Here is a 19,530-nt window from a genome sequence, read left to right as displayed (position 1 = left end):
CCAAATCGCTCCCTGTTGTGCTACGATCCACGCGAGGAGTGGAATGTGCCTCCGTTCCACCTTCGATGACTCTGAGGTCAGGCTTCGACATCCGGAGATCCTGTCACGATGGAGTTCTCGCTCGCTATGCGCGTGAGGAGTTCTCCCCATTGTGCCGCCTGAGTAAGAGGCAAAGCGATCGACGCGACGAGTTGATGAGTCGGCTCGGCCGACACCGGATCGAATACTAACTGCGCTAGATTTATTTTTAGGACGTTCTGCGAAACAATCGCCCCTCGAATGACATCGGCAAATATCACCGGTAAATTCGTATCGGCGTTCCTTATCGTGATCTTCTCTGTTTCGAGTGCAAAATGCTTCGCCTCTTCCCTTTCGGTCATCTCCCACACTCCTCTCAGCGTGCGAGATGTGACTGATCGAGCTAATCGAGTCAACCACGTATGCCAAGGGGATAATCACGAAGCAGAGTGATGTGTGATTCCGTGCGATTGGCACACAAGATGTTGGACGCTCGCTGGTGGCAGCGAGAAACCCGGTTCGTGCTGCGATGGCTGTTTTGGCGGGAGACGAACTAACGTTTGGAAGCGGAGGGTGACACGTAAACCGGATCCGGCTCCTTCTCGCCCCGGCAATGTCCAAAGATTGCGACCCCGTCCTTGGACCGCGTCGGCCAACCATCGATGCAATCAGTCGGCGTGGAGTCGATGCGGGCTACGACAGCGACAGACATCGCGTTGATCCGTGCCTCGCCGAGCAGGCAATTCAGATTGGCAATGGGCACGCCCTTAATTTTTACGAAGGATGATCCTGCATAGTGCAGCCCGAGGGAGTCGTTAATGAAGGCCTCAATCTTGCAATTCCTGATGAGTTTCGCACTCGTGGGGCCTTCCTCCCATTTGTGGTCTTTCCGCAGGAGATGGTCGTAATTGTCGTCGATTACTCGAAGATATTGAGGATATTGATCATCCGAAAGCCATTCGGCCGCAGCGAAACTTCCAATGGCCATCGTAACTCCGGACAAAATTCCGAACAGGAATGGGCGACGGCTCTTAGATCTCCACATAGCTGCCATCCGTATTCAGGTTTCCAATGTTCGCAACTAGGTTGCATTCAGTCGCTCTTCGTTGGCAAGCTACTCCTCCGGCAACCCAAACAACGCATTTGGCGCCGCAAACTCCTCCGGCCATCCCGCATAAGTGACGTCCGTCGGCCCGGTGACGAACGCCCGCAGCGTCCAGCGCCCATTCCGAAGCTCCAGCAAGGCAAACGTATCCGGCCCGTCGAACATCCCTTCGCGGATCAGCTCGGCATAGCGCGTGCGGCGATAGTCGATCGGCGCGCCGGCCTTCGTCTGCGGCACGACATGCGCGAACGCCCACCGCCCTTGCACACGCAGCATGCGCACCACGAACTGCACCTTCTGCCCCACGTCGCGCTCGATCGCCGGGCGCAGCGTGTCCAGCAAGGTCCGGCGCAGCGGATCGCTCGCGCCGATGTCGCGTGGCGCCGATATGCCGGCCTTCGCCGCGCGCTGCGGCTCTCCCGCGCCAGTGATCGCCAGCGCCCCGAGCGCAAGGAGCAAAGCGGATCGCAAACGCATGGCCTCGTCTCCTTCCGCCGACATTGACCGCAAGGCGCGGGAAGCAGGCTTGGGAAAGCCGCGCTATCGATCTAACCACAAGGAGCAAGCCTTCGCGACATCTATCCCGTCACCCCGGGCTCGACCCGGGGTACCGCTGCCTTGCAAGGTGGCGGAGAAGAAGCGGGATACCGGGTCAGGCCCGGGATGACGATCATGAAGCGAAGGTCGATTTCGACTGGCTTGGTACGATAGGAGCCGCAAATGACCTATGCCTACAAGGTGGTCGCCTCGCCGGTGGGCGAGCTGACCCTGATCGCCAGCGACCACGGGCTGGCCGCGATCCTCTGGGAGAATGACGATCCCGCCCGCGTGCGGCTTCATCCGCGCGTGGAGGCGGCCGATCATCCCCTGCTGTGCGAGGCGGAGCGGCAACTCGCGGCCTATTTCGACGGCACGCTGCAGGCCTTCGATCTGCCGCTCGATTTCCAGGGCACGGATTTCCAGAAGCGCGTCTGGGCCGCCCTGCTGGCGATCCCCTTCGGCGAGACCCGCAGCTACGGCGACATCGCCCGCGCGATCGGCGCACCGACCGCCTTCCGCGCGGTGGGCGCCGCCAATGGCCGCAATCCCATCTCCATCGTCGCGCCCTGCCACCGCGTCATCGGCACCAATGGCGCGCTCACCGGCTTTGCCGGTGGCATGAAGGCGAAGGAATATCTGCTGCGGCTGGAAGGGCTGGGTGTGGCGGCGTGAGCGCGGCCTGGTCAAACCAAACCCGTTCGCCCTGAGTAGGGACTGAGCGAAGTCGAAGGCCCGTATCGAAGGGGCAGTGCCCAACTTCGGTCCTTCGATACACCACTTCGACAAGCTCAGTGGTTACTCAGGACGAACGGGATTGGTTTTACGCAATGAAGAAACCGCTGTCCTACATCCGAAGCCCCTTGGCATCCTGCCCCCAGGCAAAGCGCATCCCGTCAGGCCGACTCGCAGGAAAGGAAAAAAGATTCAGCCCGACCCCCGAACCTTCAGAACCTTCGCAAGAAAATTACGCGGCTGACGGAGACCACGCCGCCACAGTCGCCGCCAAATCGACGACCTTTCAGGTCAGCACATAATCGACCGGCTCCAGCGCCGGCGGCAGATCGTCGCTGCCCAGCGCCGCCAGCATCTCGCGCTCGACCGTCCGCGCCATCGCGTCGAGCGGCAGGTCGTTGGGCTCCAGACCGAACGGGTCCTCGAGCTGGTCCCCCAGCGCATCGAGGCCGAAGAATGTGTAGCTGGAGAGCAGCACCGGCAGCAGCGCCCACCAGCCGAGCGCGCCGGCGAGTGCGAAGGGGAGGACGAGGCAGAAGACATAGGTCGTGCGGTGCAGGATCAGCGAGTAGGTGAATGGGACCGGCGTGTTGGCGATCCGCTCGCAACCGGCCTGCACCTGTGCCAGCGCGCCGATCTGCCCGTCGATCTGGCTGTGGAGGATGGGGTTGATCCTTCCCGCATCGCTCAGGCGCAGGCAGAGCCGGCCAAGCTCCTGCAGCACCGCGTCGGTCGGGTTGGGCGCGGTCGACCACGCGCCCTGCGGGTGCCAGCGGGCGATCGCCGCCACCTCATCGCCCCCGCGCAGCCGCGCGAGCAGGCCCATGGTGAAGCCGCACAGGCCGCGCAGCAGCACCTGCCGGTCCGCCTCGTCAAAGGTCGCGGTGAGGCGCGCGAGCGAGCGCGTCGCGATGATGAGGCTGCCCCAGAGCTTGCGGGCTTCCCACCAGCGCTCGTAGCAGACGCTGTTGCGGAAGCTCATGAAGATGGAGAGCGAGATGCCGATCAGCGCGAAGGGAATGGCGCTGATCTGTGCGAACATGCCCGGCCAGGCCTGCGCGGCCAGCACGGCGAGGATGGAGACGAGCGTGATGAAGCCGATGCGCCCGAGGATCTGCAGCAGGATCGTGCCCTGAAGGGCGAAGAGCACTTCGAGCAGGCCGGGGCGCGGGCGGACGATCATGGCCGCGCCCTAGAGGAAAGGACTCCATGCCGCAATCGCCGCCCATCTTGGCTATTGTCGATCCACACCGGCGAAGTTAGGAGGGGGCAGGGTCGCGTTCGCAGGCGCAGCACAATCATAAATCGGCCAAATCACAAGTCGGAGTGAGTAAGCAGACGCATGATGAGCGGCCGTTTCGCGCCTCTGGCAAAGCTCGGCAAATGCTTGCCTGCGCTGTCTTTTCTCCTGATCGCCGGCTGCTCGACCACGCCCGCCGCGCCGCCGAGCCCGCCCGATCCGGTGAAGGCGATCGCGCGCACGCTCTCGATCATCCGCAGCGCCACGCCGACCCAGCCCAGGGTGCTGCGTGTCCTCTTCTACGGCCAGTCGATCAGCGCCCCGGCCTGGACAGATCCCGCGCTCGCCCGCCTGCGCGAAGCCTATCCGAACGTCATTTTCGACGCGCGCAATATGGCGCTCGGCGGCTTCGATGCCGTCCGTCTGGAGCGCAATGCCGAGCGCGACATTGCCGAGTTCACGCCCGATCTCATCGTCTTCCACGTTTATGGCGATCACCGCGCCTATGAGCGGATCATCCAGCTCTTCCGCTCGAAGACCGCGGCCGACATCATCGTCCAGACCGATCATGTGACAACGGCGGTCGAGCCGATCTGCGACGAAGGCATCCACCTGCGCTGGTCGCCGCCGCCCGGCTGCACCGGCCATATCCGCTTCAAGCAGGCCAAGTGGGAAGATTTCATGTCGCGCACCTGGGTGCCGACCATGGCCGCGAAATACGACCTCGCCATGGAGCCGCGCCGCGACCGCTGGGACGCTTATCTCAAGGCCCGCAACCTGCCGATAAAGGCGCTCATCGCCGACATGCCGCATCCCAATGAGCGCGGCTGGAAGCTCATGGCCGGCCTCTTCACCACCTGGTTCGAGAGCCTCGTTGCCCGCTCGGACGGCAAGACCCCGACCAGCCCCGCCGTGACGACACTCGCGCCGCCCGCACCGGGCACGACCCAGCGCTACACGTTCGAAGGCAACCGCTTCGAACTGGTTGCCGCCGGAGCCCTGAACGGCAAGCTGCGTGTCACCGTCGACGGCAAGGCGCCGCAGGATCTGGACGGCTGCTGGCTCACCAGCCGCGTCTCGCGCCTGCCCAATGTCCCGGACTGGCCGGCGCTCGCGCAAGTGCGCATCGATCCCTCCTATCACAAGGAGGACAACTGGACGGCCACCGTCACGCATCTCGATCCGAAGCAGGAAAGTTTCGATTTCACGCTCACCAGCAGGCTCGCCGGACCGGACGGCGCCGGCAAGGCGAGCGAGCCTTTCACGTCGCCGTCCGGCCGCATCGCGATCGATCCGCAGGACTGGATCCTCGCTTATGGCGTGGTCAAATCGGGCAAGGGCGTGCCGGAAGGCTATCAGCTTCACTGGTCGCGATACTTCATGTGCGGGGATCAGGCTGCCGTCGCCTTCCCGCGCGGCGGCATCGAACAGCGTCATCTGATCGCAACCGGCTTGCCCAATGGCCGTCATGAAGTGGAGATGACTGTCGCGGCGGACGCACCGAAAATCGCGGAAATTCGCGCTTATCGGCCGCCGCTTGTTAATTGAATGTCGAGTTTTGCCTGCATAAGGCACTATGTCTGGCCCAAGGGAGACGTAATTTGGACCGTGAACAAGTCATCAGTCGCCTTGTCGAGTTGATGGAAGACGCCTTCGACGAAGACGATATTGCCTATTCGGACGATCTCACCGCCGACGACATTGAGGAGTGGGACAGCCTGAGCAACGTGCGTTTCATCGTGTCTGTGGAGCAGGCGTTCGGCGTGCGGTTTACGGTCGGCGAGATCGAGGGGTTCGCCAATGTCGGCGAGCTCGTGGCCAAGATCCTCGAAAAGCTCGGCTGACGCCGGGCCGGTGGGAACAAACTGATGTATCTGCCCTGGCTTAGGCAACCGCCCGAGGATTTCCGCGCGCAAGTGCGGGCCCTGCGCGATGCGCCGCCGGATCAGGCGACGCTGCGCCGCCTGGCGGCGACGGCGATGGATCTCACTCAGCTTGCCCAGCTCGGCAAGGTGGTGACGAAGCATCTCGACGAGATTGCCCGCACCAGCGATTTCTCGCGCGTGCGGCTTGGCCTCATCGGCTCGCACACGCTGGACTACATCGCCGATGCGCTGGTCGCGACCGGCCTGCGCCACGGCCTGCTGCTCTCGCTGGAGACCGTGCCTTATGGCCAAGTCGCGCAGGCCGTGCTGGACGAGAATGCCGGGCTGAAGGCCGGATCGGTCGATTTCGTCCTTTTCGCGCTCGATGCGAAATTCTTCGGGCTCGATCTCCCGGCGCTGGGCGAGGGCGAAGGCCCGGCGAGCGTCGATGCCGCGATCGCGCAAGCCGAATTGCTGGCCAAGGGCGTGCGCGGCCGTATCGGCGCGGCGGCGATCTTCCAGACGCTTGTGCCTCCGGCCGAGGCCCTGTTCGGCAGTTTCGATACGCAGGTCGACGGCAGCGCCCGCGCCATGGTCGATGCGTTCAATCGCCGGCTGCCCTCGGTGCTGGGCGAAGGCGATCTCATCGTCGATATCGCCCATGCCGCCGCCACCGTCGGCCTGTCGCGCTGGATGGACATCCGCCTCTGGCACGGCGCTAAAATGCCGTTCTCGCCGGACGCGACGACCCTCTACGCGGACTATGTCTGCCGCGTCATTGGCTCCGCGCGCGGCAAGGCGCGCAAGTGCCTCGTACTCGATCTCGACAATACGCTGTGGGGCGGCGTCATCGGCGACGATGGCCTCGAAGGCATCGTGCTCGGCAACGGCAATGGCATGGGCGAGGCCTATGTCGCGATCCAGCGGCTGGCCCTCAGCCTGCGCGAGCGCGGCATCATTCTCGCCGTCTGCTCGAAGAATGAGGAGAGCAACGCGCTGCTCCCGTTCAAGGAACATGCCGAGATGCTGCTGCGCGAGCCGCACATCGCCTGCTTCATCGCCAACTGGAACGACAAGGCCGGCAATATCCGCGACATCGCCGCGACCTTGAATATCGGCACGGATTCGCTGGTCTTCCTCGACGACAATCCCGCCGAGCGCGAGATCGTCCGCCGCGAGCTGCCTGAGGTGGCCGTGCCGGAAGTGGGCGAGGACCCGGCAGACTATCCCGCGATGATTGCCCGCGCGGGCTATTTCGAGGCAGTGTCCTTCTCCGCAGAGGATCGCCAGCGCGCCGAGATGTATCGCGCCAATGCCGAGCGCCGCGTCGCGCAGGGATCGGTCACGAACCTCGCCGAATATCTGGCTTCGCTGGAGATGGTGATGACCGCGCTGCCGTTCGATGCGGTCGGCCGTGCGCGCATCTCGCAGCTCGTCAACAAGTCGAACCAGTTCAACGTCACAACCCGCCGCTATGGCGAGAATGATGTCGAGGCGTTCGAGCGCGATCCCGCCAAGTTCACCCTGCAGGTGCGGCTGGAGGACAAGTTCGGCGATAATGGCATGATCTCGGTGATCATCTTCGACAAGGGCCCGCAGAGCTGGTCCTGCGACACCTGGCTGATGAGTTGCCGCGTGCTTGGCCGGGGCGTCGAGCAGTCGGTCCTGAACGAAGTTGCAGCCGCCGCGAAAGGCGAGGGGGCGGACACGCTCACCGCCACTTACATCCCGACCAAGAAGAACGGCCTCGTGCGCGATCTCTTTGCCAAGCTCGGTTTCACGCGCACGAGCGAGGACGCGGACGGGACGAGCCATTGGGCGCTCGATCTGGCTGGCTATGAGCCGGCCGATCTGCCCATCAAGGTCAATGTGCTAGCCGAGGGGCAGACGAACTGATGACGACCGGTGACGATCTTGCGGCCCTCCGCACCCAGCTAGCTCGTTGGCCCAATCTGCTGGCGCTGAGCGAGGTCGTCGTCGAGACCTGGCCGGAGCATGCCGGCTATCTCTCGAAGAGCTTCGACGTGCGCAGCGAAGGCATGATGGCGACCAGCGATCATGTCGCCCGCGCGATGCTGCTGCTGGCCGGCGATCGCAAGGCGCAGGTCGCCGCCGATTATCGCTGGCTGTGCGATCGTATCCGCGAGGAGGAACTCGAGTTCGCCCGTAGTGGTCATTATCGCTACAGCTCGTTCGAGCAGACGAACGCCCATGTCTACAGCAATGACGACTTCATGGAGCGTTACATGCACGGGCTGCTCTACAGCCATGTGCTCTGGTACATGCATGCCTCGTCTTTGCACTTCTTCCGCCAGCGGCTCGAAGCGCGGGTGCCGCGCGGCGGCCGCGTGCTGGAGGTCGGCTCGGGCCATGGCCTGTTGCTCTATCTCGCGCTGACCGATTTCGGCTTGTCCGAGGCGCATGGCTGGGACCTGAGCGAAGTCTCGCTGGCCCAGACGCGCCATGCGCTCAAGACGCTCGGCGCCGAGGGCGACAATCTCCATTTCCGCATTCAGGACATGCATCAGGTCCAGCCCGACGGCGAGACCTATGACCTCGTGATCCTCAGTCACATTCTCGAGCATCTCGACGACCCGGTCGAAGCGCTCCAGAAGATGCGCGGCGCGGTCTCCAAGAAAGGCGTGTTGTTCGTCAACGTGCCGCTCAACGCGCCGATGCCCGACCATGTCATCCTGCTCGAAAACCCGGACATGGCGGCCGATCTGCTGGTCAAGGGCGGCTTCCGCATCGTCGAGATGGCGACCCACACGACGCAGGCCAAGCGCATCTCGCAGGCGCTCCGCCAGAAGATCGCCGTGACCTGCTCGATCATCGCCGAGCCTGCCTGACCCCATGAGCTTCAACTCGGTCGTCTTCATCTTCGGCTTTCTGCCCGCAGCCCTGCTCGGATATTATGTTCTGGCGCTGACGCGGCTGCATGTGCTGCGCCTGCCATTCCTCATCGTCGCGACGCTGGCTTTCTATGCGCGCGGCTCGGCGCATTTCCTGCCATTGCTGTTCGGTTCGGTGGCCTTCAATTATGTCTGCGGCCTGCTCATCACCCGGCTTCCGCAGCCATGGAGCCGGCTCGCTTTGTGGGTCGGCGTCAGTGCCAATGTCGCGGCCTTGCTCTGGTTCAAATATGCGAACTTCCTCGTCGACAGCCTGTCGGCGGCGTTCGGACTGGACGTCGAGCTGGGCCGGATCGCGCTGCCGCTGGCGATTTCCTTCTATACCTTCCAGCAGATTGCCCATCTGGTCGACCTTTCGCGCGGCCGCATCGAGCAGCCACGCATCGTCGATTATTTCGCCTTCATCCTGTTTTTTCCGCAGCTTCTCGCCGGGCCGATCAGCCTGTCGCGCGAGATGATCCCGCAGCTGCGCGAGCGTCCGGTGGCGCGGCGCGTGCTGGGCAATATCCTCGCGGGCCTGATGATCTTCGGCATCGGCCTCTTCAAGAAGACGGTGATCGCGGACAGCTTCGCGCTCTGGACCGGGCCGATGTTCGATGCCGCCGCCAAGGGCGAGACGCCGAGCTTCCTCGCCGCCTGGGGCGGGGTGCTGGCCTATACCAATCAGGTCTATTTCGACTTTTCTGGCTATTCGGACATGGCGATCGGCGTGGCGCGCATGTTCGGCATATTGCTGCCGCTCAATTTCCATTCGCCGCTCCGCGCGCACAGCATCGCCGATCTCTGGCGTCGCTGGCACATAACGCTCGGCCGCTTCGTGCAGAGCTATATCTACCAGCCGCTCGCCGTGCCGCTGACCCGCCTCGCGGCCAATATGCGCCTCGGCAAGGGCGGCACGCTCGCCGTGGCGACGCTCATCCCCAGCTTCGTGTCGATGGTCATCATCGGCGCCTGGCATGGCGCGAGCTGGACCTTTGTCGTCTTCGGCGCGATGCATGGCAGCTTCATGGTCATCAACGAGATCTGGAATTTCGTGATGAAGGCGCGGCGGAAGAAGAAGGCGAAGGGCGAGAAGGGTGCCGCTGCACCGAAGCGCGAGATCCCGTGGGGCATTCCGCTCACTTTCCTGTGCTTCGCACTCGCCATCGTGCCGTTCCGCTCGGCCGATCTGCCGACGACGGGGCGCATCTTCTCCGCCATGGCCGGCGCGAGCGGCGCATCGCCCTGGGAACAATGGCCGGTGCTGACCCCGCTCGGTGCCTGGGGCCTGTTCCCGCTGATCGCGCTCGGCATCGCGATCATCTGGGCCTTGCCGAACACGCAGCAGATCATGACGCGCGTCACGCCCGTGCTCGAATGGGCGCGCTGGCAGAAGATCGGCGTCGCGCCCGTCCGCGTCGAGTGGCGGCCCGCCGCCGTGCCGACGCTCATCGCCGGTGCCGTGCTGATGCTCGGCATCATCTTCGTTGCGCGCGGCAGCACGCAATTCGTCTACTTCGCCTTCTGAGGGGACCATGACCGCTCAGGACGACACAGAGCTGCTCCCCAATGGCCTCGCGCTCCGGCTGTTCGGCTGGCTGGCGCTCGGCGCGGTGCTGGTGACGGCGCTGCTCATGCTGCTGCCGAACAACGACTATTATCGCTGGCAGCAGGGCGACGGGACGATCCTGTTCCGCGCGCGCTATGTCTATGAGCGCACGCATTTCGACAAGCGCCCCATCGACGTCGCCATGATCGGCAGCTCCCGCATGGAAGCGAGTGCGCGCGTCAACGAGCTGTCGGCGGGCCTCTCGCAGCGGCTCGGCCATCCGGTCTCGGTCGTGAATTTCGGTATGCCGCAGGAAGGGCGCGACCTGCAGTGGGCGGTGGTCGAGCAACTGCTCAACACGCGGCCGGACGTGAAGCTCATCGTGCTGACGGCCGGTGCGGAATCGACGCTCAGTCATCCCGGCTTCCGCTTCCTCGGCACGGACGCCGCGATCCTCGGCGCGCCCGCGATCTACAATCTCAATTATATCGAGAATGCGCTAACGGTGCCGTACCGCCATCTGGCCTACTTCATCCAGGGTCTGGCCCCGTCCGCCTTCCGCCTCAGCACCCGGTTCGATCCGGCGATCTACAGCAAGCTGACGTTCGATCCGACCGAGACCTTCAGAACCGGCGACGGCATTCTCGTCGACCGCGAGCGCGTCATCGACCCGGCCCAGCGCGGTGGGCCGACGCCGCCCGCGGCCGTCGTCGATCGCAAGCTGCGCCTGTTCCCGCTCGACCAGCGCTATGCCGTCGAGCGCCATTATCTGCGCCGCATCGCCGCGCTGGCGCGCGAGAAGAAGGTGACGATCGCCTTCCTGCGCGTGCCCACCTATCGCGGCGCGGAGGAATATTTCGACGATCCCGGCTTCTACACCGCGATCGGCCCCGTGCTGGAACCGGTGCAACTCGCCGACGATTATCGCAACTATATGGACAAGGACCATCTCGGGCGCACCGGCACCGCCAGGCTCTCGCCCTGGTTGATCGAGAAGTTAGCGCCGATCGTGACGGCCGCCGAGGAAACCCACTAATGTTCAGCCAATATCGCCTGCACCATGTCGGCATGATCTCGCCCAGCCTCGACGAGGCCGAGCGCTTCATGCAGACCTTCGAGCTGGAAGAGGATTATCGCGGCTTCGTCGATCCCTGGCATTGCTGGTGCATCTTCACCAAGGCGGCGAATGGCGGCACGCCGATCGAGCTCGTCGTCGCGACCGACGGCCCCCTGCTGCGCTTCAACAAGGGCGCGGGCGGCGTCCACCATTTCGCGTTCGAAGTACCGGACATTCGCGCCGCCATGGCCTGGGTCGAAAGCCAGGAGATGCGCATGATCGAGCCGGAGCCGATCAAGGGTGCGGGCGACTTCTGGTGCAATTTCCTGAGCCCGGCCTCGACGCGCGGTATTCAGGTGGAGCTGGTCCAGCCCTTTTGAGGCCAAAGTTCACACGAAGGTCACACCAGGGTCACACTATCGCGCATGATTGTGCGCGTGCGGACCGGTGGCGCGGAACGGGGTTTGCGGACCTGAGAAAGAGCTGCGTCCGGGGTGCCATGGCCCGGGGGATGTAGGACAGCGGTTTTTTTGGGGCGCTATGTGGCCCTATCGCGAGCGGGATGCGCGTTCGGCGCCGCGAACGCCTCACACGCTGTCCAATGCCTTGCCGACCGTCTCGCGTGTCCGCACGATCCACAGGATGAAGGCGATCAGCGCGAACAGGCCGAAAAACGCGAAGACGATGTTCACCGATGCGCCGCGCGCCAGCACGAAGCCGACGAAGAGCGGCGTCAGCATGGAGGAGGCCCGGCCGATCGAGCTGGCATAGCCGAGCGCCAGTGCCCTGACAGGCGTGGCATGTGTCTCCGCCGTGTAGGGCCAGAGTACGAAGGTGCCGAAGAAGATGGCGACCTTGCCGGTCGTGATCAGCGCGACCAGCACGAGTTCGCTTTCCGGCCGGAAGATGGGGATCCACAACAGCACGATCGCCGTCACGATCAGGCCACCCAGCGCAAACGGCCGGCGGCCATATTTGTCAATCAGCGTACCGGTTATCGCCAGGCAGATGAAGATGGCGATGCTGGCCATGGCCGAATAGTTGAGCGCGCGCTCGACCGGGATGTTGAACACCTTCACGTAGATGGAAGGGATCCAGGTGGTCAGGCCGAAGCTCACGAACATGGTGAGGAACCAGAGCGCCGTGATCACGCTGGTGTGACCGCGCAGCCTGGGCGTGAACAATGACAGCAGGTTGGGTTTCGCCACGGGCGCGGTGTCGGTCTTCGCCGGCTCGTCCGCGTTCGTGAAGAGGGCCGCCCGGCCACCGAGCTTGGCAAGCGCCTTGTTCGCGGCGTCGAGCCGGCCGGCGCGCGCGAGCCATCGCGGCGATTCGGGCAGGGTGATCCACACGAGCGGCAGCAGCACGATGGGGATGACGCCGAGGCCGAGCATCCAGCGCCACCCGAGATACGGGATGACAAAGGGGCTCAGCAGCGCAGCGATCGAGAAGCCGGACATTGCGAGCGTCTGGTACAGCCCGAAATAGCGTCCGCGCGTCTTCGTCGGCGCCAGTTCGTTGATGTAGGTGATGGCGACGGGCAGAGCGCCGCCGATCATGATACCCTGCAGCAGCCGCAGAACGAACATACTGTTGAAGCCGGGCGCGATGGCGCAGGCAATCGCCAGGACGCACATGAGCGCCACGGCGGCGATGATGACCGGCATGCGCCCGACGCGCTCGGCAATCGCACCAAGCGAGAAGGCGCCCAGAAACTGCCCGCCATAGCCGGCGGAGATGAGGAGACCCATTTGCATCGGATCGAGCTTCCACTCGATGGCGAGTGCGGGCATTGCGAAGGCGATCGCGATGCTGTCCCAACTGTCGAACAGCATGATGAAGCCGAGCAGGAGCGGCGCCCAGTAATTGTGCCGGAAGGTGCGAATGTCATCGAGAACAGCGCCGACCGCTGCCTCGTTCACGGATGCCGGGGCGGCTGCCGGCGGCGGCGCTTCGCCGCTCACGTAGCGCTGTCTCGCTTGAATTTTGCGCGATCGATCACTGGCCGTCTCCTCTCCCGTAACCTTGTTTCCACAAACGAGACGGATCCGACAAGACGGAAACTACATAGTTGAAATCTTTCGGCTCATACTGAGCCGGTGCGGCGTTTCGCTGGCCGGAACCTCCGTCGGCTTTGCAAGGGGAGAACAGGGAAGACGTGATCCGAGAAAACTGTTTATCATGTTAAGGGATCGTCGTATTGGCCTTCCACGGAAGGGGAATGGGCAACGATGGCAACGATAGAAGCGCCTGTGCGGCCGGAGCTGCTGGAGACGAGCGACGCGGCGATCGAGGAGGCGGTCAGCCACGGCGACCCGATGGTGTTGCGTGGGTTGCTCTACATGCTGACCGGCGATCCCGACCTCAAGACGATGGCGACCAAGACCGTGGCGTTCGGCCAGATGGACGCGGTCGTCCCGGCGACGGACATGGACGCCGCGATGGTGCGCGCCAAGACGGTCGCGTTTCTCAAGGCCTATCGCGACAGCGGCGCCGGCGCGGTCGCCCATGGATCGCCCGAGCATGTCCGCGAGAGCATGGAATTGCTGCTCGCCGGCACGATCCCCGAGGACGATGTGGCGATGGCGACCGAGGAACTGGCGCTCGATCCTTGGGCCCGCTCGCTGCAATGGCAGGCGGCGCCCGATCCTGCTCGGCTTGAGAATTTTTCCGTCACGGTCATCGGCACCGGCATGGGCGGCCTCAATGCGGCGCTGATGCTGAAGCGCGCCGGCATCCGCTACACGCATTTCGAGAAGAACACCGGCGTCGGAGGCACATGGTTTGAGAACCGCTATCCCGGCGCGCGCGTCGACGGATCGAGCCGGACCTATTCGCATCTCTTCGGTGTCGACTTCCCGTGTCCCTATAATTTCGCGCCGCAGGAGCGGAACCAGGCCTATTTTGATTGGGTCGCGGACGAGTTCGGCCTGCGCGAGAAGATCGTCTTCGAGACCGAGGTAACGTCGCTCACCTGGGACGAGGCGGCGTCCATGTGGGTGGTCGAGGCGATCGGCCCGAACGGCAAGGCGACGCATCGCTCCAATGCCGTCATCACCTCGGTCGGCTTCCTCAATCGCCCGAACATTCCGAAGATCGAGGGCATGGAAAGCTTTGCCGGGCCGAGCTGGCATACGGTTCGCTGGCCGGAAGGGATGGACTTGAGCGACAAGCGCGTCGCCGTCGTCGGCACGGGTTGCACGGGCTATCAGATGGTGCCGGAACTCGCCAGGGAAGCGTCGCATATCAGCGTGTTCCAGCGTACGCCGCAATGGCTGATGCCCATGCCGGGCTATCTTGCCCGCGTGCCGGAAGGGCTGAACTGGCTCGACCGCAACATGCCATATCACACCAATTTCATGCGGCTGCGCAATGCCTATCGGATCGGCGACTTCTTCAGCAAGGTGACCGAGATCGATCACGAGTTCGACGATCCACACAGTGTCAGCGCCGCCAACAAGGAACTGCGCGACCGCTCCATCGCCTTCCTGGAGAAGAAGCTCGGCGATGCGAAGCTCGGCGACAGGAGCCTCGTCGAGATCATGACGCCCAGGCACCCGGTCTGGTCGGCGCGCATCGTGCTGGTCGACAGCGACGAATGCATCCTGGATGCGCTGCAGCTCGACAATGTCGAGCTGGTGACGAGCGGGGCGGAGCGCATCAATCCGGACGGCATCGTGGATGGCGCCGGCAAGCACCATGATGTCGACGCGATCATCTACGCGACCGGCTTCAAGGCGAACGAATATCTCTACCCGATGAAGATCACGGGCCGCGACGGCCTGACGATCGACCAGCTCTGGGCACAGGACGGGCCGCGCGCCTATCTCGGCTGCATGATGCCGGGCTTCCCCAATCTCTGGTCGATCTACGGGCCGAACACCAATGGCGGACTTCAGGTCGCGGCCTATCATGAGCTCACCACGCTCTATGCGCTGCAATGCATGGAGAAGCTGATCCTCGAAGGCGGGGAGGCGATCGAGGTGAAGGAAGACGCCTATTGGCGCTACAGCCGGTTCATCGACGCGCGCAACGCCAACCGCGTGTGGAGCGACAAGCGGGCACACAGCTATTATTGGGAAGGGGGCCGCTCCCCCGGCATGAACCCGCTGACTGCGACCGAAAACTGGCAGTTCATGCGCCATCCCGACTTCAACGACATGGACATTCGCTAGAGCGAAGCACGAGGAGGATCGACATGACCGACACGGCAACCGTGCAGGCGCTTCAGGCACGCCTCGAGAGCATGGAAAAGCGCTTGCAGGAGGCGGACGATCGCGAGGCGATCTGGCGGCTGATGATGGTCATGCAGAACGCGATCGATAATCGCGACATCGCGACCTATGCGGCGGGCTTCACCGAGGATGGCGTCTGGGCCGGCGTCGTCGGCCGCGGCGTGGGACCGAAGGGGGTCGAGGAAATCCTCGGCAAATATATGCGCCCGTTCGAGAGCCAGTCGCAGCGCACCTGGCACACGACGCTCGACGTCATTATCGACATCGACATCGACGGCGACACGGCGACCTCGACGAGCAAGTTCCAGCACATCACGCATACGGAGACCAACGAGCTGCGGGTCTGGCATCTCGGCGCCTATGACGACAAGCTGGTACGCACGCCGCAGGGCTGGAAGTACACGCAGCGCAACGCTTATGTGATCGTGCCCTATATGGAGCCGAAGTTTCAGTTGGTGGGGGCGGAAGGCTAGGCGTCTTTTTCGGATTATCGCGGCCGCGCCGGGCGATGATGAGAACGAAGTTCACGCTATCGCCCTCTTTCGAGCCAGATCGCATCCGCAGCGTGCGCGCCGCTATATCAGCCGAACTCTCAAAGAGTACAGTGCGCTTGGGAAGGATGTAAACGCTGCGCGACCGGCCAAGTGCAGGTTCAGGAGGCGTGTTCCCGTATCGACTGGCAAGCTTCGCCGCGTGCCAGTCCAGCACGCCACCGGGTCGGCGACGTGTAACATCGATGGCGGACAAGTCGCGCGCTCGTTGGGACATGATGCCAGCCCCATGGAGCTGGCGCTAGGCATCGTAACGGCTTACGCTTGTGTCAGAAATTCCCGCGCCGTGATTGCATTGGCATAGAACGGCGCGATGTCGCTCAGGAACGATGTCTGCTGCTCCCTAGTGAAGGCCGCCGACGCATCGTAGATGACGTTGGTGTGATAGCCGAGGTCGTGGGCGTTGCGCACGGTTGACTCGACGCACTGCCGCAGCGCGAAGCCCATGACGTAGATGTCGAAGATCCGATTGTTGCGCAGGTAGCTGTCGAGCGTCGTCCCGGCAAAGGCGCTGCTGCCACCGGGGCGCTCGCTGACGACAAATTCACCGTCCTGCGGCTCGAAGCCCGGGAAGAAGTCGGCCTGCTCGCCAAGGAACGAGCGATAGCCCGGCATCATCTTGCGCAGGCCGTACTTACCTTTTCCGAGCACCTTGTACGCCGGCTCAAACCGCACTGTGACGTGGATGACGTCCATGTCACGGCGGCGCGCCTCTTCGAGAACCTTCTCCGAATTGGCAACGGCCAAGTCGAACTGCTCACGGTCCTGGAACTGACCGTTGATGCCGCCTGTGGGGGCAAGCCAGTCGTTCACATATTCGATGAGGATCAGCGCACTCTTCTCTGCGTCGGCATTAACTACGTGGTTGGTCATGATGGTTTTCCTTGTTTGAATGACGTTTTGGAGGTTGGGGTCAGGCTGCGAAGAACGAGCCGTGCTGACGCAGGTGATCGCGAAAGCGGTCGGCATAATCCGCGCCCACCGCATTCCTGACGCTCGGGCGCGCCGCCAACGCCGTCCGCCACGCCGAAACGCGCGGAAGGCCCTCAAACATCGGTTGTGCGGCTACCGGGTCGATGATCGCGAAATAGCGGAAGAGCGGTGCGTAGACCGCATCGACCATGCCGAAATCGGCCCCGGCGAAATACGGCCCCGATCCCAGCTCCGCCTCCAGCTTCTGGAGCCGGTCGCGGAACGTCGTGCGCCGGGCTTCCGCTGTCGTGGCATCGATGGAATGGAGGACCTGCCAACCTTCGGCCATGGTCTGTGTGGCGAACTCGATCCACGCGCGCTGCCGGGCGCGTAGCAGCGGATCGTCGGGATACATCGATGCGCCGGTCTGCGTTTCCTCAAGATACTCGCAGATCACCACGCTTTCGAAGAGGATCGCTTCCTCCCCGTCGGCCTGGCGCACCCTGAGCACCGGCACCTTGCCGGTTGGCGACAGCGCGAGGAACCAGTCGGGCTTGGCCGAGAGGTCGATGTTGATCCGCTCGAACGGCGCGTGCTTCTCGAGAAGGACGATAGCGGCGCGTTGAACGAACGGGCAGAGCGGGTGGCTGATGAGTGTCAGGTTGGGGTCAAGCATGATGATCTCTCGATATGACGGCAATTCCAGATGAAGGGCGGCGCGACGGTCAGATCGCCTGGCCGCCCGAGATGTCGAAGGTCGTGCCATTCGCCCAGCCCATGTCGTCGGAAAGGATGGCCGCGACCGCGCTCCCGATGTCGTCGGGTTCACCGACACGGCCAAGCGCGATTGTCCCCGCGACGAAGGCGTTCACATTCTCATCGTCGCGGACCACGCCGCCGCCGAAGTCGGTCGCGATAGCCCCCGGCGCGATCGTGTTCACGCGGATCTGCCGCGCACCCAGTTCGACAGCCATGAACTTGGTCAGTGTCTGGATAGCGGCCTTCGCCGCCGCATAAAGACCGTAGCCCGCCATCGTGACGCGCACGAAGCCTGACGAGACGTTGAGGATGCGCCCGCCGTCCGCGATTAGCGGCAGCAGCTTCTGGGTCAGGAAGATTGGCCCGCGCAGATGCGTGTCGATCAGCGAGTCGAACTGTTCCTCGGTCGCGTCGGTCAGAAGCGCGTACAGGCCGTGGCCAGCGTTGTTAACGAGGAAGTCGAACCGCTCGGCGCCGAATCTAGTCTTCAGCGTGTCGGCGACGGTCTCGGCAAATTCCGGAAAACTCGCCGAATTGCTGACGTCGAGCGCGAGCATCGCGGCTTTGCCGCCTAGTGCCTCGATCTCGCGGGCCAGCGCATCGGCCTCTGCAGCGCCGCTGCGATAGGTGCCGATGATGGCGATACCGCGCTTGGCAAGATGCAGCGCCATGCTTCGGCCGAGGCCGCGGCTGGCGCCGGTGATGAGTGCGATCTGGTTGGTCATAGTCGGTCCTTTGTCGAATGGTCTCGCCGGAATGCCGCATCGCCGTGGCATCGTTCCGTTGCCATCAGATAGGCCGCGCGGGCCGCACCCGCCCGCCCAATGCTCTCAATCTATTGCCTGATTGTCTCAAGGTTGTTGTTTGATCGAGAAAGGAATGGCATAGCAAGCTCATGACCGAGCTTCTCCAGCCGCATATCGACCTCGCCTTGCGCCACGCGGGATCGGGGGTGACCGTTACGCCGATCCCGCGACTGGAGATCGGCGTGGGGCAAACGACCTCTGGCACGTCGCCATGCCTGTACCGCTCGATGATCTGCTTCATCCTGCAAGGGTCGAAGGATGTGGTGATCCACGACAATCTATTGCGCTACGATTCCGCGCAGTATCTCGTCAGCGCGCTGGATATGCCGCTAAGCGGCCAGATCCACAATGCCGATGACGGCCAGCCCTATGCTGCGGTTTCGCTCGTCCTCGACCCTGCACTGCTGGCCGAGGTCGCGTCCACCATGCCGCCGGTCCGCGACGCCGATGCGCCTGGCATCGGGATCGCGATCAATCCGATGACGCCGCCGCTGCGCGACACGCTGCTGCGGCTGCTGGCGTTGCTCGACACCCCGGATGACATTCCGATGCTGGCCCCGATGGCGGAGCGGGAATTGCTCTATCGTCTCCTGCAGGGACCGCAGGGGCGCCTGCTGCGCCATATCGCCCGCCCCGAGGGGGCGCTTGGCCGGATCCGGCGTGCCGTCGAATGGATCCGCGACCACCAGAACACGCGGCTGCGGATCGAGGCGCTCTGCGACGCAAGCGGCATGAGCCGCGCCAGCCTGCACCGGCACTTCGTTTCGCTAACCGGACTCAGCCCGATCCAGTATCAAAAGCAGCTTCGCCTGCAGGAGGCGCGACAACTGCTGCTCTCCGGTGACCGAACCGCTTCGGATGTCGCCTTCGCCGTAGGTTACGAAAGCGCCTCGCAATTCAGTCGCGAATATCTTCGGCAATTCGGCGCACCGCCGGTGCGCGACATGCGTCAGCTCAGACAGGTGATCGGCAGCTCAGCAGTGGCGTAATCGGCTAACCTGCATCGTCTGAGTGACGTCCGGCGGCCGAACGAACGTCCGCTTAAGAGCGTTAATGAGGCGGCCATGGTCGATTGACATGGGTACGCGAAGCGGCCGTTCAAAGACGAGGACGCATGCCTTTTCTTCGGCCAACTATTGCAGAGAAATGGTAGATTTGGTGCACCCGACAGGATTCGAACCTGTGACCTTCTGCGTCGGAGGCAGACACTCTATCCAGCTGAGCTACGGATGCGTGAGGAGCCCGCTACCAGCTTTGATGCGGCGGGCCA

At 63.6% G+C, this 19,530-nt stretch carries 19 protein-coding genes and 1 tRNA gene; 11 read left to right on the top strand and 9 right to left on the bottom strand.

Going from position 1 to position 19,530, the window contains the following annotated elements:
- Positions 1 to 77 precede the first annotated feature (77 nt).
- The 3 genes from KM135_RS04865 to KM135_RS04855 form a co-directional block, all read right to left on the bottom strand.
- Positions 78 to 380 (bottom strand): hypothetical protein, encoded by a 303-nt coding sequence (locus KM135_RS04865; RefSeq protein ID WP_221712843.1) that lies wholly within the window; start codon positions 378 to 380, stop codon positions 78 to 80.
- Between the two features lie 191 nt (positions 381 to 571).
- Complete coding sequence (locus tag KM135_RS04860) at positions 572 to 1,006, bottom strand: hypothetical protein (RefSeq protein WP_221712842.1); 435 nt, start codon at positions 1,004 to 1,006, stop codon at positions 572 to 574.
- 126 nt (positions 1,007 to 1,132) lie between these two features.
- Complete coding sequence (locus KM135_RS04855; RefSeq protein WP_221712841.1) at positions 1,133 to 1,600, bottom strand: hypothetical protein; 468 nt, start codon at positions 1,598 to 1,600, stop codon at positions 1,133 to 1,135.
- A gap of 243 nt (positions 1,601 to 1,843) precedes the next feature.
- On the opposite strand from KM135_RS04855, the gene KM135_RS04850 reads away from it, so the two are divergent.
- Positions 1,844 to 2,335: a methylated-DNA--[protein]-cysteine S-methyltransferase gene (locus KM135_RS04850; protein WP_221712840.1), complete on the top strand. Its 492-nt coding sequence runs from the start codon at positions 1,844 to 1,846 to the stop codon at positions 2,333 to 2,335.
- 346 nt (positions 2,336 to 2,681) lie between these two features.
- Here KM135_RS04850 and KM135_RS04845 read toward each other — a convergent pair whose 3' ends face one another.
- On the bottom strand, positions 2,682 to 3,578 hold the full coding sequence (locus KM135_RS04845; RefSeq protein WP_221712839.1) for a bestrophin family protein: 897 nt from the start codon (positions 3,576 to 3,578) through the stop codon (positions 2,682 to 2,684).
- Between the two features lie 159 nt (positions 3,579 to 3,737).
- Between KM135_RS04845 and KM135_RS04840 the strand changes: the two genes are divergently transcribed.
- From KM135_RS04840 to KM135_RS04810, 7 genes are read left to right on the top strand one after another with little or no spacing between them, the layout of a single operon-like run.
- The gene (locus KM135_RS04840; protein WP_221712838.1) at positions 3,738 to 5,183 is read left to right on the top strand and encodes an SGNH/GDSL hydrolase family protein; all 1,446 of its coding nucleotides are present in this window, start codon (positions 3,738 to 3,740) and stop codon (positions 5,181 to 5,183) included.
- 53 nt (positions 5,184 to 5,236) lie between these two features.
- A complete protein-coding gene (locus KM135_RS04835) occupies positions 5,237 to 5,479 on the top strand; it encodes an acyl carrier protein (protein ID WP_246605743.1) in 243 nt (80 codons plus the stop codon).
- 24 nt (positions 5,480 to 5,503) lie between these two features.
- Positions 5,504 to 7,396, top strand: a complete 1,893-nt coding sequence (locus KM135_RS04830) for an HAD-IIIC family phosphatase (RefSeq protein WP_221712837.1) — start codon at positions 5,504 to 5,506, stop codon at positions 7,394 to 7,396.
- A complete protein-coding gene (locus KM135_RS04825; RefSeq protein WP_221712836.1) occupies positions 7,396 to 8,349 on the top strand; it encodes a class I SAM-dependent methyltransferase in 954 nt (317 codons plus the stop codon). Before KM135_RS04830 ends, KM135_RS04825 begins: the two co-directional genes overlap by 1 nt.
- Positions 8,350 to 8,353: 4 nt before the next feature.
- Positions 8,354 to 9,919 (top strand): MBOAT family O-acyltransferase, encoded by a 1,566-nt coding sequence (locus tag KM135_RS04820; RefSeq protein WP_221712835.1) that lies wholly within the window; start codon positions 8,354 to 8,356, stop codon positions 9,917 to 9,919.
- 7 nt (positions 9,920 to 9,926) lie between these two features.
- Positions 9,927 to 10,976: a hypothetical protein gene (locus tag KM135_RS04815; RefSeq protein ID WP_221712834.1), complete on the top strand. Its 1,050-nt coding sequence runs from the start codon at positions 9,927 to 9,929 to the stop codon at positions 10,974 to 10,976.
- Positions 10,976 to 11,377 (top strand): VOC family protein, encoded by a 402-nt coding sequence (locus tag KM135_RS04810; protein WP_221712833.1) that lies wholly within the window; start codon positions 10,976 to 10,978, stop codon positions 11,375 to 11,377. The genes KM135_RS04815 and KM135_RS04810 overlap by 1 nt, the downstream gene beginning before the upstream one ends.
- Before the next feature lie 207 nt (positions 11,378 to 11,584).
- Here the strand turns inward: KM135_RS04810 and KM135_RS04805 are convergent, their stop codons facing one another.
- Positions 11,585 to 12,961: an MFS transporter gene (locus KM135_RS04805; RefSeq protein WP_343228148.1), complete on the bottom strand. Its 1,377-nt coding sequence runs from the start codon at positions 12,959 to 12,961 to the stop codon at positions 11,585 to 11,587.
- Positions 12,962 to 13,228: 267 nt separating this feature from the next.
- Between KM135_RS04805 and KM135_RS04800 the strand changes: the two genes are divergently transcribed.
- Positions 13,229 to 15,172, top strand: a complete 1,944-nt coding sequence (locus KM135_RS04800; RefSeq protein WP_221712832.1) for a flavin-containing monooxygenase — start codon at positions 13,229 to 13,231, stop codon at positions 15,170 to 15,172.
- A 23-nt stretch (positions 15,173 to 15,195) separates the two neighbouring features.
- On the top strand, positions 15,196 to 15,705 hold the full coding sequence (locus KM135_RS04795; protein ID WP_221712831.1) for a nuclear transport factor 2 family protein: 510 nt from the start codon (positions 15,196 to 15,198) through the stop codon (positions 15,703 to 15,705).
- Between the two features lie 336 nt (positions 15,706 to 16,041).
- On the opposite strand, the gene KM135_RS04790 is transcribed toward KM135_RS04795, so the two are convergent.
- From KM135_RS04790 to KM135_RS04780, 3 genes are read right to left on the bottom strand one after another with little or no spacing between them, the layout of a single operon-like run.
- A complete protein-coding gene (locus tag KM135_RS04790; RefSeq protein ID WP_221712830.1) occupies positions 16,042 to 16,656 on the bottom strand; it encodes a cysteine hydrolase family protein in 615 nt (204 codons plus the stop codon).
- Positions 16,657 to 16,696: 40 nt separating this feature from the next.
- Positions 16,697 to 17,371, bottom strand: coding sequence for a glutathione S-transferase family protein (locus tag KM135_RS04785; RefSeq protein ID WP_221712829.1), 675 nt, complete (start codon positions 17,369 to 17,371; stop codon positions 16,697 to 16,699).
- 49 nt (positions 17,372 to 17,420) lie between these two features.
- Entirely contained in the window at positions 17,421 to 18,179 is a 759-nt protein-coding gene (locus KM135_RS04780) for an SDR family NAD(P)-dependent oxidoreductase (RefSeq protein ID WP_221712828.1), read from the bottom strand.
- 170 nt (positions 18,180 to 18,349) lie between these two features.
- Here KM135_RS04780 and KM135_RS04775 point away from each other — a divergent pair, with 170 nt between their 5' ends.
- Positions 18,350 to 19,249, top strand: a complete 900-nt coding sequence (locus KM135_RS04775) for an AraC family transcriptional regulator (protein WP_221712827.1) — start codon at positions 18,350 to 18,352, stop codon at positions 19,247 to 19,249.
- A gap of 167 nt (positions 19,250 to 19,416) precedes the next feature.
- Here the strand turns inward: KM135_RS04775 and KM135_RS04770 are convergent.
- A tRNA-Arg gene (locus KM135_RS04770) sits at positions 19,417 to 19,493 on the bottom strand.
- Positions 19,494 to 19,530 lie beyond the last annotated feature (37 nt).

This window comes from Sphingobium xanthum (assembly GCF_019737615.1).
In the GTDB taxonomy this organism is placed as follows: domain Bacteria; phylum Pseudomonadota; class Alphaproteobacteria; order Sphingomonadales; family Sphingomonadaceae; genus Sphingobium; species Sphingobium xanthum.
This window is presented reverse-complemented; position numbering and strand designations above follow the sequence as displayed.